At 27.5% G+C, this 14190-nt stretch carries 11 protein-coding genes; 9 read left to right on the top strand and 2 right to left on the bottom strand.

The annotated features are described in order from the left end of the window. Positions 1-670: 670 nt before the first annotated feature. The 3 genes from Q0K52_RS06295 to Q0K52_RS06285 all read left to right on the top strand — a co-directional run bounded on the left by Q0K52_RS06295 (position 671) and on the right by Q0K52_RS06285 (position 5498). The gene (locus Q0K52_RS06295; RefSeq protein WP_297297615.1) at positions 671-3529 is read left to right on the top strand and encodes an AAA family ATPase; all 2859 of its coding nucleotides are present in this window, start codon (positions 671-673) and stop codon (positions 3527-3529) included. 110 nt (positions 3530-3639) lie between these two features. Then, complete coding sequence (locus tag Q0K52_RS06290; protein ID WP_297297613.1) at positions 3640-4893, top strand: AAA family ATPase; 1254 nt, start codon at positions 3640-3642, stop codon at positions 4891-4893. Beyond that, positions 4890-5498, top strand: a complete 609-nt coding sequence (locus tag Q0K52_RS06285) for a hypothetical protein (protein ID WP_297297611.1) — start codon at positions 4890-4892, stop codon at positions 5496-5498. The genes Q0K52_RS06290 and Q0K52_RS06285 overlap by 4 nt, the downstream gene beginning before the upstream one ends. 250 nt (positions 5499-5748) lie before the next feature. On the opposite strand, the gene Q0K52_RS06280 is transcribed toward Q0K52_RS06285, so the two are convergent. Further along, positions 5749-6606 (bottom strand): aldo/keto reductase, encoded by an 858-nt coding sequence (locus tag Q0K52_RS06280; RefSeq protein WP_297297609.1) that lies wholly within the window; start codon positions 6604-6606, stop codon positions 5749-5751. A gap of 599 nt (positions 6607-7205) precedes the next feature. Between Q0K52_RS06280 and Q0K52_RS06275 the strand changes: the two genes are divergently transcribed. After that, entirely contained in the window at positions 7206-7802 is a 597-nt protein-coding gene (locus tag Q0K52_RS06275; protein WP_297297607.1) for a GDSL-type esterase/lipase family protein, read from the top strand. A gap of 6 nt (positions 7803-7808) precedes the next feature. Here the strand turns inward: Q0K52_RS06275 and Q0K52_RS06270 are convergent, their stop codons facing one another. Continuing rightward, positions 7809-8048, bottom strand: a complete 240-nt coding sequence (locus Q0K52_RS06270; RefSeq protein WP_297297605.1) for a hypothetical protein — start codon at positions 8046-8048, stop codon at positions 7809-7811. A gap of 90 nt (positions 8049-8138) precedes the next feature. Here Q0K52_RS06270 and Q0K52_RS06265 point away from each other — a divergent pair, with 90 nt between their 5' ends. The 5 genes from Q0K52_RS06265 to Q0K52_RS06245 all read left to right on the top strand — a co-directional run bounded on the left by Q0K52_RS06265 (position 8139) and on the right by Q0K52_RS06245 (position 14102). Further along, positions 8139-9344: an MFS transporter gene (locus tag Q0K52_RS06265; RefSeq protein WP_297297603.1), complete on the top strand. Its 1206-nt coding sequence runs from the start codon at positions 8139-8141 to the stop codon at positions 9342-9344. 308 nt (positions 9345-9652) lie between these two features. Further along, on the top strand, positions 9653-10150 hold the full coding sequence (locus Q0K52_RS06260; protein ID WP_297297601.1) for a ferritin family protein: 498 nt from the start codon (positions 9653-9655) through the stop codon (positions 10148-10150). Positions 10151-10220: 70 nt separating this feature from the next. Further along, positions 10221-10970, top strand: a complete 750-nt coding sequence (locus tag Q0K52_RS06255) for an MIP/aquaporin family protein (RefSeq protein ID WP_297297599.1) — start codon at positions 10221-10223, stop codon at positions 10968-10970. A 47-nt stretch (positions 10971-11017) separates the two neighbouring features. Further along, complete coding sequence (gene glpK / locus Q0K52_RS06250; RefSeq protein WP_297297597.1) at positions 11018-12502, top strand: glycerol kinase GlpK; 1485 nt, start codon at positions 11018-11020, stop codon at positions 12500-12502. 160 nt (positions 12503-12662) lie between these two features. Further along, positions 12663-14102: an NAD(P)/FAD-dependent oxidoreductase gene (locus tag Q0K52_RS06245; protein ID WP_297297595.1), complete on the top strand. Its 1440-nt coding sequence runs from the start codon at positions 12663-12665 to the stop codon at positions 14100-14102. Positions 14103-14190: the final 88 nt, after the last annotated feature.

The raw sequence follows: 14190 nt of genomic DNA, 5'->3' as shown, positions 1-14190 counted from the left end.
TTTAGAAAATATGTAATAATAAAATTTTGATATTTTTTTATTACTAATGATTGTTTTTTGATTGAATTATATAAATAAAGTTTTAAAATTATTTGCAATGCCAATATTGACTGAAAGGAGTATAAAGGAAAATATATTTTTTTAGAATTGTTATGATATTTATATGATATTGATTTTTTTGAAAGGTTTACATTATTAGTCGAGTGTCGAGTGTCGAGTGTCGAGTGTCGAGTGTCGAGTGTCGAGTGTCGAGTGTCGAGTGTCGAGTGTATTATTTAATAAAGTAAATATTCTTTTCATAAAAATATTATAAAATATTAAATTATAATGTCAATATTTAAAATAAAAAGTTTAACTAATAATCAATATATAATTGCATATCATTTTATATGATACAAATTATCCTTGTATTAGCTATATATTTTTGAATTTCCTATAAAATGATAGTTTTTTCATCTCGTAAAAAACACATTAAAATTAATATTTTATCATAACAAAATTACCATAGTCTTCATATTTACTATGCATTATACCGAAAATAAGCAGGACTAATAACATATAAAAACAAATAAATTTATAGTGTTTTTATATATTGTCTATTTAATAATTGATTATTTTTTAATAGGATTGTATAATTACAAACAGATACTAAGGTAAGACAGGAAAAGAGATGTATATAAAGAATCTTAATTTGCATGGATTCAAATCATTTGCCATAGAGACTAATATTGAGTTCAATGAAGGCGTTACTGTAGTGCTTGGCCCTAATGGAATAGGTAAAAGCAATATAGTAGAGGCTTTTCTATGGGTTATGGGCGAGCAGTCCGCAAGCAGATTAAGAATAGACAGCTCTAAAGGTCTTGAAAGTGTTATATTCCATGGTACAGATACCAGAAAACCATCTTCACTTGCTCAAGTGGCTCTCACTTTGGATAATAAATCAAGATGGATAAAAAAGTACGATATAGACGAAGTTATTGTTACACGTAAATATTATAGAAAAGGTTTATCCGAATATTATATCAATGATGAACAGGTTCGTTTAAAAGATATAGTTGATATGTTTTTGGATACTGGACTCGGAAAAAATGCTTATTCAGTTATTAAGCAGGGTACTGTTTCAGAAATAGCAAAGCAAAAGCCTGAAGAAAGAAGAAGCATTATTGAAAATGCGGCAGGAATCAGTAAATATCTTGAAAGAAGAAGGGAAGCTACTAAAAAGCTTGAAGAATCAGAAAGAAATTTAGATAATGTAAAAATAGAAATAAAAAATGCTGAAAAACATTATAAGTCTTTAAAAGATCAGGCAGCAAGAACAGAAAAATATTATAACCTTAAAGATGAACATAAAAAAATTACTATAAGTTTGAATGTCAATCAAGTAAAAAAATTAAAAATTACATTAGAAGATCAGAATAAAACTCTTGAAGAACATACAAATAAGAAACAAGAATTAGAAAAAGAATTGCAGGATTTAGATAAACAGAAACAGCAGGAACTTTTGAAATTTGAAGAAACTAGAAGTTTGTCTATAGAACTTGATAAGCAAGTATCATTAATTGTTACAGAGCTTACCCATATAGAGAAGATGGGCAATCAATTGAAAAATCAGCTTGATAATGCCAGCAAAGATAAAGAAGAAACTGTAAACAGAAAAAATACTCTTTTAAAAAGAATAGAAGAAGATAAAAAACAAATAGCAGAGCTTGAAGAAGATGTAAAAACTATTGCAGAAAATATAGAAAAGTCTTTAAAAGAACAGGAAGCAGAAGAAAACAATATAGCTAATGAACAAAATAAAATAGCAGCATTGAATGATCAAATATCAAGCATAACACAAGATAATCAAAATGCTACTATAAAAATAGCAGATGCCAGAGAGAGACAATTAGAAGTTATCAATAAAATTATAACTGAAATTGATGAAAAGAAAAAAGATATTATGGGAAACAGCTTTTATCAAAATATCGGAAAGCATGAAACTGACATTGATATAGGATTCAATAATTTGCTTAATGCTATTAACACCAAAATGAAAACTATAAAAGAGTTTGAAGATGAGGGTGTGCTTTCAAATTTAAATGATATTAATTTTACATCATTATCAAGTTTTATTAGAAATTTAGGTGATAGTTTAGATACAGAAAAGAAAGATGCATTATTTTTGCAAGGTATATTTAAAGAGTATACTAAAATAAAAGACCCTTTTGTTGATTTGCTTTTTGATAAAGAGGGTACATATATGCAAAAAGAAGCAATAGATAAAGAAATTGCCGATTTAGAAAATTTAATAAAAACTAATTTAGAAAAGATAGAAGAAATTAATAATGAAATAAAAACATCTACAGAAAATATTAATAAATCCAATTCTATACTTACAACTCTTACTATAGAAAGAGCTAAATACGAAACTAACAGAAAAGCATCTGAAGATAGAAAAGAGATGATAATAAAAAGTATGCAGATTATAGAAGATGAGTTCACCACTCTTAACGAAAAGATCAATAGACTTGAAGAAGATTATAAAAAGCTTAATGAAGAATATAAACAAAACTCTATAAGCTATAAAGAATTAGAAAAGAAGAAATCAAAAACAGAAAGCGAATCAAGACATAAAGCTAATGAAATTAAAAAAGCTGAATCTGCATTATCTAATTTTGAAGTAAATCATGCTAAGCGTGTAAAAAAATTAAATGAGATAAATGAAAACATTACAAGAGTTAGTGAAAGAATAAATCAAAGTAAAGATAAAATTAATGATATATATACTCATTTCTATGAAAACTATGCTCTTAATTTGAAAGAGTTTGAGGAAAATACTCAAAATTTAATAGATGAAGATTCATTTAGAAATAAATTAAATACTATTAATGATAGAATAAAGAATTTAGGTCATATTAATGAAATGGCTTTAGATGAATATCAGGAAGCTAAAACAAGATTCGAGTTTTTAACAAAACAAAGAGATGATTTAGAGAAGTCAAAAGAAGAAATATTAAAAATCATAGTAGATGCCAATAAGAAAGCAGGTGAGGATTTCTTAAAGACATTCAATGAAATAAATAAAAAATTCTCTGAAACTTTCAAAATCTTATTCGGCGGCGGTAATGCTGGTTTAAGAATACAAAATGAAGAAGATTTATTAAATAGTCCTATAGATATATTCGCTCAGCCGCCGGGCAAAAAGATGGAGAACATAGTATCTTATTCAGGCGGTGAGCTTACCATGACAGGGCTTGCTTTAGTGTTTGCTATATTCTTGTATCGTCCTAGTCCTTTCTGTATACTTGATGAGGTTGATGCGGCACTTGATGGAGCGAACATCATAAGATACAAAAACATGGTAAAAAATCTTTCCGATAAAACTCAATTCTTAATCATTACGCATGATGAGGTAGCTGCTACTATTGCTGATGCATATTATGGTATAACTGCAGAAGAAAAAGGTGTATCAAAAATATTTACTGTAAAAGTAGATAAAGACGGCAAGGTTAATGACAGCGAAGAAAAGCTAGTAACTCAGGAATAATTTTTCAATATAAAATTATTTAGAAAATTGTTTGTATAAAATTGGGTATTTTTTATTTATAATGGAAGTATATTTTTTTACGATAATATGGGTATTTAGGATAAATGTTCATGAAATTAAAGATATCTAATTTTGCCAAGATAGAAAAAGCAGATATAAATATAGACGGTATAACTGTAATATGCGGCGATAATGATACAGGTAAAAGTACAATAGGAAAGATTTTATTTTCTATATTTAATTATGATAATTTCAAAAAAGTTCGTATAAGAAATGATTTTAGAAGAAAATTGTATCAATCTTTAATTAGATATATTTTTAAAAATGAAATAGAGCATCATTATTTTGAAATAATGGATAATATATTTAATAATGTAGACTATCTATATAATGAGATAAATAGAGATAAGTTGTATAATATATTGAAAAAAAATATTCCTGATAGAATTATTAATGATATAAGTGATGAAACAATTTATAAAGCTGTAGATGATATATTGAAAGTTATGTCTATATCTGAAGATAAATTAAAATTTCAAATAATGAGTGATTATTTTGGTAATATTTTTGAATATCAAATTAATAATTTATTCAATAAAAATGGAAACGCTGAATTAGAGTTGGAAATAAAAAATCAAAAAATGAATATAGAATTTAAAAATGATGAGTGTGTAAAATTTGAATCTGATTTTAATATTATTCATAATGCATTTTATATTGATAATCCATTTATCATAAATTATATAAATGGTGATATTGATACTGATAATTTTATTTTAGAAAAAACTATACATGATTTTGTATCCGCTGATAATAAAAATGTATTTGATTCAGTAAAGAATAAAGAGATTTTAGAAAAAGTTTATGATGTACTTAACAGTGTTATGAATGCAAAAATAATAAATAAAGATGATGATTTATATTTGCATTACAATGAAAATGATATTGAAATAAAATTGGGAAATCTTTCAGCAGGCTTAAAATCTTTTGTCATCATAAAAAGGCTTTTAGAAAATGGTTCTTTAAATGAAAAAGATGTTCTTATATTAGATGAGCCTGAAATACATCTTCACCCAAAATGGCAGCTTATTTATGCAGAGTTAATAGTTTTATTACAGAAATATTTTAATTTAACAATCACTATAACAACTCATAGTCATTATTTTTTGGAAGCTATTAATAGATTTTCAAAAAGGCATAATATATATGAAAGAGTGAATTTCTATATTACAGAATTATCTGAAAATCAATCTAATGTAATATTCAAAAATGTTAATGATAATTTAAATATAATTTATAAAAAGATGTATGAGCCTTTGGAAATTTTAAAGAATATGAGATATGAAGAAGAGATGAATAAATGACAGAAAATTCTTTAAAATATATAAAATCAGTAATATACGAAAAATTAAATGATATTGATATTGAAGATACATTAAAAAGAACTTCAAGAAGAAAAGATAATGGTATAAAAACATTTATGACAGAATCTTTAAGCATTGTTGTCAATGGTGATAAATTAAAGAATGCCTATAATAAAAAATGTTTTTGTACAAACAGATTAAAAGCCACAGATGCAATTTATAAATTTAATGATGATAAGATATATTTAATAGAATTTAAAAATGGTTCGCCTGAATTAATAAAAAAAGAAGAAGTATATCAAAAAGTTTATGATACATATATACTTTTGAAAGATTTAAATATAATAGAAAGTTTAAAATTTTCATTGGAAAATGTTTATTATATCTTGGTTTATAATAAAATTGAAGAAATAGAAAATGAAGATATTGATCAAAAAAATATTGCTGAACATATAGCAGATATGTGTGATTATACAATATTTAAAAATAAAGATTTTTTGAATATGTATATATTTGAAGGATATTTATTTAAAGAATCTTTTGCATGTACTAAAGATGATTTCAATAAATATATTGTATCTGAATTTGATAATGAAGAAATATAAACTATTATATTTTTTCATTATTGTTTTATTTTCATTTCCCGCCCTTTAGGTTTTATAATTTAATTTGAATTTTTAGTTTCATCATTCTTGATTACTTTATTTTTTTATTGTAGCACCCACCCAAGTTGTTATTAGTTTAAGAATTTGATTAACGCACGGTGAATGTATTTTATTCTATAATTATATTATTAATTAGTTTCTATTTTTAATACAGTTCAGCGTGCGTTGTAATATACTAAAATTATAAATATTAGAAATCTATTTTATCAGGATTAAGTCCAGATCCTCCAAAATATTCCATAGCATTGATAGTTTTCATATCTTCATCGTTTATAACAAAATCGAAAACTTCTGTATTTTCTTTTATGCGTGCAGATGTTACTGATTTAGGTAAAGGTAAAGTATTATTTTGTAAGCACCAACGTATGCAAAGCTGAGCAACAGATTTATTGTATTTTGAAGCTATTTCTTTTAATGTGCTGTTATTAAGCATTCTTCCTGTACCAAGAGGACTCCAAGCTTCCACTAATATATTATTATCTTTACAGTATTTGAATGTTTCTTCCTGCATAAAACCTACATGGAATTCTATTTGATTAACCATAGGTTTAATTTCTGTTTCCATTAATGATTTTAAATGATGAGGCATAAAATTAGAAACACCTATTGCTTTAATTTTACCAGTCTTATAAAGTTCTGTCATAGCTCTCCAAGTTTCTAAATTTATATTATCCCAGTCTTTAAATTGATTTTGAGCAGCAGGCCAGTGAATTAAATATAAATCAAGATAATCAAGCTGTAAATCATTAAGAGTTTTTTCAAAAGCTTTCAATGTAGTTTGATATCCTCTTTCTTTATTCCATACTTTGCTTGTAATAAATAATTCATTTCTGTTTGCATTGCTTTCTTTTATTGCTTTTCCAATACTTATTTCATTTCCATATATGGCAGCAGTATCAATATGTTTGTATCCTAAAGATATTGCATCTTTTACAGATTGTATTGCAACTTCACCGTCAGGAGTTTGCCAAGTACCGAAACCTACACAAGGAATTTTATAGCCGTTATTTAAAGTTAATGTATCACTTAAACTAGAAAAATTGTTCATATATTAAATTCTCCGAATATAAAAATTTGTTTTTGTATAATACATCAAAAGGATATTTATTTAAATAGAAAAATGTATGTTATATTGCTGATACCGCACGTTGAATAAAATTAACAATATAATACAATTTAAAATTATAATTTGAACATATAATTAAAAATTCATTAACCGTGCGTTAAATAGATTTTAAATTTAAAAATCATTTGGGCGGGCGTTAACATTTTTTTTAACAATAAAGAATATAAAATTAAGAATTGCATATAAAATAATAAAGATAGAGGGCGGGCAAATGTAAATAGGTTTTAAAGCTTTATTTTAAATCCCACCCTATATATAAAAAATTTTTTTATGTTATTTTTACTGTATTTTCCTTTTTATTTTTAATTGTTATTTTAATACCCACCAAAGTTTTATTTAAATTTGTTATGCCTATACCGCACGCTGAATAAAATAAACTATATAGAGTAATTGTTAATTGTATTTAATTTATATATAAGGATTTGCTTACCGTGCGGGAAAGTGCTGTAATTTACGGTTGACAAACTTAAAAAAGTTCAGTATATAATAATAGTAAATAAATATTGAAGGAAATTGATTTTATGAGAAATGTGGTTTGTTTGGGAGACAGTACTACTTACGGTTATATGATTAGTAGGAAGAAAGTATGGCCTTCTATTTTGAATAATAAATTTGCGGAAGATAGTAAGGAGATTAATATTATCAATAAAGGTATTAACGGAGATACTACTTCAGGAATGATTGCCAGATTCGAAAGAGATTGCTTGAATGAAAATGCTGATTTATTAATACTTATGGGCGGCGTAAATGATATTTTTATGTTTCAAAATATTGATAAAATAAAAAATAATATAAAATTGATAGTAGACATTTCTAATAAAAATAATGTTGATATAATACTTTTTACTCCTATACCATTTATAAAAGAAATATTCACTTTTTTTGAAGCTGATAATTTAGATGGATTTGAAAATACTTTAAAAGAATATGTATCTTGGATTAATGAATATACGAAAGAAAATAATATAAAAAGCATAGATGTTTATAATATGTTTATGAATAATATTTTCAAATCAAATAAATATGAAGATATATATTTTGACGGAGTTCATTTAAGTGAGAATGGACATAATGTATTTGCATTAGAGCTTTATAAAGAATTAGGAAAATATTTATGATGATTATTAATCTAATAAATCAAAATCATTGAAAATACTTAGAAGATTTGTACGTTTTTGTGAAATTTGATTACTATCAAATTCAAGATATGAATTTATTAAATTCATACAAAAATATGCTTCTATATTATTAGGGTCTTCTTCTACCGATTTTGTATAATATAATAAAGCCTCTTGGTATAGGCCTTGTTCTTCTTTTTCTTTTGCTATATTAAAATATTCTTCTGATTTATTTGCATTTTTCATAATAAAACTCTAAAAAAAATTATATAATATAATTGAATTTTTTGCAAAAATAATATATTACTACTTGTGATTTTTTTTAAGAGTTAGATTATGTCTGAAAATAATAATGAAGTAATTGAAAATAAAGAGGAAAATAAATTATTAGCTATAATATCTCTAGTTCTTCTTAGTTTTGCCCTTGGCACAAGTGAGTTTATAGTAATTGGAGTATTAACAGAAATAGCAGATAGCTTTAATATAACAGAAGTAAAAGCAGGCGGACTTGTATCCATGTTTGCTTTAGCATATTCTATATGTACGCCATTTTCAGCGGCAATAGCAGGTAAATTTAATAGATTTAATTTCATAGTATTTGCTAGTATATTATTTATAATAGCAAATTTCTTATGTTCATTAGCGAATAATTATCTTTTCTTACTTGTTTTAAGAATGATTATAGCCATAATTTCAGGGTCTTTAATATCAGTTTCCATATCATTTAGCCCTTATGTATCAACTAAAGAAAAAAGACCTATGGTTGTAGCATGGATTTATTCAGGATTCAGCATAGCATCTATATTTGGGGTTCCAATAGGCACAACATTAAGTTATTATTTTGGCTGGAGATCTTCATTTGTATTTATATCTATATTCAGTGCTGTAATGCTTATTTTGATGTTTATTACCTTACCAAGAAAGACAGTAACTCATAAGGTAAAATTACTAGGTCAGTTTGTATTATTTAAAGACAGCAGATTCATATTAAGTACATTTACAATACTTTTTGGGGCAGCTTCTTCTTATGTACTTTATACTTATTTGAAGCCTATTTTTCTTGATTATGTGCATATACCAAATAAATATATTAGTATAGCACTTCTTATATTTGGTGTTACAGTTTTATTTAGTAATTTGCTTTCTGGTAAATTGGCAGAACATAATGGAGTATATAGATTAAGATTCATATTTATGCTTCAATTCCTATGTATGATAGTTCTTCCTTTTGCATTATTGAATGCAGTAAGTTCTTCTATAGTAATACTTATAATAGGATTTTTAATGTATTTAATGAATTCACCAGTACAATTGAATATACTAGATTTCACAGAAAGGGATTATCCAGCCTGTTTAACATTGGCATCATCAAATAATTCTTTCTCATTTAATTTCGGCATAGCCTTAGGTTCATTTGTAGGAAGCTGTATATTTGATAATTTTGGTATAAGATGGGTAGGCTTAGGCGGTGCAGTTTTATCAGTATTGGCTTTTCTATGTGTGGTAATGCTTTATAATGATAATTTAAAAAAGATGAAATAATCAAAAGTAATGTATAAAATGTGTGATTTTGATTTATAGTTCTATACCGTTTCTAGGTATTGGTATATTTTATTAATATTATTAATATATTTTCATATTTTTATAATTTTTTCATTTTTCTATACAAAAAATACATATACTAGGTAGATGTAAAAATATCAAAAGTTTAAATTTATTTTATAAAATGAGATTATTTTCTAATTTTAAAATTAATAAAAAAATATTTTTTTTTAGGTAAAGATATATATTTCAGTAATAAAATTTCTATACTGTTAACATAGGATATATTGATTTTAAGGAGGAAAAAAATGGATTTAAAAACATCAAAAACAGCTGAAAATTTAAAAACTGCATTCATGGGAGAAGCTATGGCTAGGTGCAAATATATGTACTATGCTGAAAAAGCTAGAGAAGAAGGAATGGAAAATCTAGCATTAGCCTATGAAAAAGCCTCAAGAAATGAGCAGGAACATGGTAAATTATGGTTTGAAAGATACCATGGAATTTTATCGAAAGATGAAAATTTAAGAGATGCTATCGCAGGCGAAACTTATGAATCTGAAGATATGTATTTAAAATTTGCTAAAATTGCTAAAGATGAAGGATTCACAGATATAGCTATGCTTTTTGAACATGTTGCAAAAATAGAAGAAGGACATAAAAAGATGTTTGAGCAGTACCTAGATGGAAGCAGTACTAATCTTGATAAATGGCAATGTCCAAAATGCGGATATGTTCATAAAGATTCTAAGGCACCTAAAAGATGTCCTGTATGTGAACAATATAGAGTTGGCGGAATTAATTAATTTTTAATATATTTGGTTATAAAAATTAGTTATTATTTATTATTATTTTTTATGTATGGAGGTTAATTTTATGTATAGTAAAAAAGCTGAATTTTTAGCCGAATTAATAGGTTCTTTCTTTCTAATTTTATTGGGATGCGGAGTTGTTGCTTCAGTAGTAGTATGTAATAACGGAGCTCCAGTTAATATTCATATAGCTTGGGGACTTGCTGTTATGTTTGGTGCTTATGTATCAGGAAAAATAAGCGGTGCTCATTTAAATCCTGCACTTACTTTAGCATTAGCTGTTACAGGAAGATTTCCTTGGAATAAAGTATGGTATTATGTTATAGCTCAGATGATAGGATGTTTCCTTGGTGCTGCTGTAACATTTGCTGTTTATTATGCTAAATGGATAGAAGTAGATCCTACATTCGCTACTACAGCCGGAGTATTTACAACTTTCCCAGCTGTTCCAGGATTCTTACCAGGTTTTATAGATCAGGTAGTAGGAACATTTATACTTGTATTCTTAATTCTTGCAACAGGAGATGCTAATAATACACCAGCAGGTTCTAATTTAGGATACTTAATAGTTGGACTTATAATAGTTGTTATAGGTATGTCATTCGGATTTATGCATGGTTATGCTATAAACCCTGCAAGAGATTTAGGACCTAGACTTTTTGCCGTTGTTGCAGGATTTAAAAATAACGGACTTACAGATGGAACTAATGTATGGATAGTTCCTATAATAGGACCTATAGTAGGAGCTGTTTTAGGTGCTGTTTTATATGATTTCACAATAGGAAAGTCATTGGCTAAAGATAAACTTCAATAAATAGTTTATATATTATTATTTTAATTAATTATAAAGGAGTTTTAACTATGTCAAAATATGTAGTTGCAATAGATCAAGGTACAACAAGCAGCAGAGCCATAGTATTTGACTATGATCAAAATATGGTTTCTGTGGCACAAAAAGAATTTACTCAAATTTATCCTCATGATGGCTGGGTAGAACATAATGCTGCTGAAATTTGGGCTACACAATTTGGTGTTTTGCAAGAAGCTATACAAATTGCTGGAGTTAAGCCGGAAGAAATAGCAGCTATTGGTATAACTAATCAAAGAGAAACTACAGTAGTTTGGGATAAAAATACAGGAGAGCCTGTTTATAATGCTATAGTTTGGCAATGTAGAAGGACTGCTCCTATTTGTGATGAATTGAAGCAAAAAGGTCTTGATGTATATATAAGAGAAAATACAGGTTTGGTTGTAGATGCTTATTTCTCAGGTACTAAAATAAAATGGATACTTGATAATGTTCCTGGAGCAAGAGAAAAAGCTGACAAAGGCGACTTATTATTCGGTACAATAGATACTTGGTTAGTATGGAAGCTTACAGGCGGTAAAGTTCATGTTACAGACTATACTAATGCTTCAAGAACTATGATATATAATATCAAAGAATTAAAATGGGACGAAAACATTTTAAGAGAATTAAATATACCTAAAAGCATGCTTCCAGAGGTAAAAGATTCTTCTTGTGTTTATGGATATGCTAATATTAATGGTGTAGAAGTTCCTATAGCAGGTATAGCTGGAGACCAACAGTCAGCATTATTCGGACAGGCTGGATTCAATAAAGGCGATACTAAAAATACTTATGGTACAGGTAGTTTTATATTAATGAACATTGGAGAAAACTTCATTTTAAGTAAAAACGGATTAATTACTACTATAGGTATTGGATATAAAGGAAAGATTGAATATGCTTTGGAAGGTTCTGTATTTATAGCTGGTGCTGTTATACAATGGATACGTGATGAATTAAGACTTCTTCATGATGCTAAAGATACAGAATATTTTGCTACAAAAGTAAAAGATACTAATGGTGTTTATTTAGTACCTGCATTTGTAGGACTTGGTGCTCCTTATTGGGATATGTATGCAAGAGGCTGTTTAGTTGGTATTACTAGAGGCGTTAATAGAAGCCATATAATAAGAGCAGCTGAAGAAGCTATAGCTTATCAAAGTAAAGATGTTATTGATGCTATGGTTGCTGACAGCGGTGTTAAACTTGCTTCATTAAAAGTTGACGGCGGAGCTTGCAGAGATAATTTCTTAATGCAGTTCCAATCTGATATTATTAATACTAAAGTTTTACGTCCTCAAATAACAGAAACTACCGCTTTAGGTGCCGCTTATTTAGCTGGTCTTGCTGTTGGATTCTGGAAAGATAAAGATGAAATTTCTAACAGGTGGAAATTGGAAAGAGAATTTACACCTTCACTTTCTGAAGAAGAGAGTAATAAAAAATATATGGGCTGGAAAAAAGCTGTTGAGAGATCAAGAGGCTGGGCTTTATAATTTTTTCTGAATATTAATGGTTTGCATATTAATACTTATAAAACTAGGTATTAATATGCAAATATAAAAATAAAATAGCTATTACATTTTTTGATGCTTATACTTCAAATGCTTTTTGATTTATAGAATAGTATTACATCTAATATATAAGGATTATGATATGTATGATATATTGATAATAGGTGCTGGTGTATCTGGTGCTTCTTCAGCAAGAGAATTAGCCAGATATAAAGCCAATATATGCGTTGTTGAAAGAGGGGAGGACGTATGTGTTGGTACTTCAAAATCTAACAGCGGTATAGTGCATGCGGGTTTTGATGCGGCAAATGGTTCTCTTATGGCTAAATTAAATGTTTTAGGCAATAAGATGATGACAAAAATAGCAAAAGATCTTGATGTGCCTTTCAAACAGAATGGTTCTTTGGTAGTATGCACTAATGAAGAAGATATGCCTAATTTACAGGCTATATATGATAGAGGAATAAAAAACGGAGTAGAAGGACTTCAAATATTAAACAGAGAAGAAGTTCATAAGAAAGAACCAAATTTAAATGATAATGTATGTGCGGCTTTGTATGCTCCTACTGGAGGTATAGTTGATCCTTTTATTTTGAATATTGCTTATGCTGAGAATGCTTATGCTAATGGAGTGGAGTTTAAATTTAATACTGAAGTTATAAATATAAGAAAACTTGATGACGGAACTTTTGAAGCTGAAACTAATAACGGAACTATAAAGACAAAATATATTGTAAATGCTGCTGGAGTTTATGCAGATAAATTCCATAATATGATGAGTGCAAATAAAATACATATAACTCCTAGAAGGGGAGATTATATTTTACTTGATAAGGAAGTTGATAATCTAGTAACTTCAACAATATTTGCTTTGCCTACAAAATTAGGAAAAGGTATTTTAGTTACTCCTACAGCTCATGGTAATATAATGCTTGGACCTACTGCTATTGATATAGAAGATAAAGAGGGCTTAAATACAACTGCTGACGGACTTGCTCAGATTATAGAGAAATCCAAAATGACAGTGAAAAATATTCCTTATAATAAAGTTATTACTTCATTCTGCGGACTTCGTCCTCATGAAGATAATCATGAATTCATTATAAAAGAACTTGAGGATTGCGAAGGATTTTTTGACTGTGCTGGAATAGAATCTCCTGGACTTGTTTCTTCTCCTGCTGTTGGTCTTATGGTTGCTGATATAGTAAGTAAAAAAGCTAATTTAGAAAAGAAAGAAAACTTTATAGAAAAAAGAAAAGGAATAACACATTTTAATGCTCTTTCTAATGATGAGAAAAATGATCTTATAAAAGAAAATCCTTTATACGGACATATAATTTGCAGATGTGAAAAGGTAACTGAAGGCGAGATAGTAGAGGCTATACAAAGACCTATAGGTGCTAAATCTCTTGACGGAGTAAAAAGGAGAGTGAGAGCAGGACTTGGAAGATGTCAGGGAGGATTCTGTTCTCCTAAGATAATAGAGATATTAGCTAGAGAACTTAATGTTTCACCTATAACTATTACAAAATGCGGCAAAGGTTCAGAAATAGTTATTGGTTATGACAAGGAAACTTTTTAATAATTAGTATTTTGTATAATATATTTTTATATAAAAATATATAGTCTTGCAGTTTCGCCGCGAGGCGTACTTCGTATGGTTCTTGGCG

It is taken from the genome of uncultured Brachyspira sp. (genome assembly GCF_944390845.1).
In the GTDB taxonomy this organism is placed as follows: Bacteria; Spirochaetota; Brachyspiria; order Brachyspirales; family Brachyspiraceae; genus Brachyspira; species Brachyspira pulli.
This window is presented reverse-complemented; position numbering and strand designations above follow the sequence as displayed.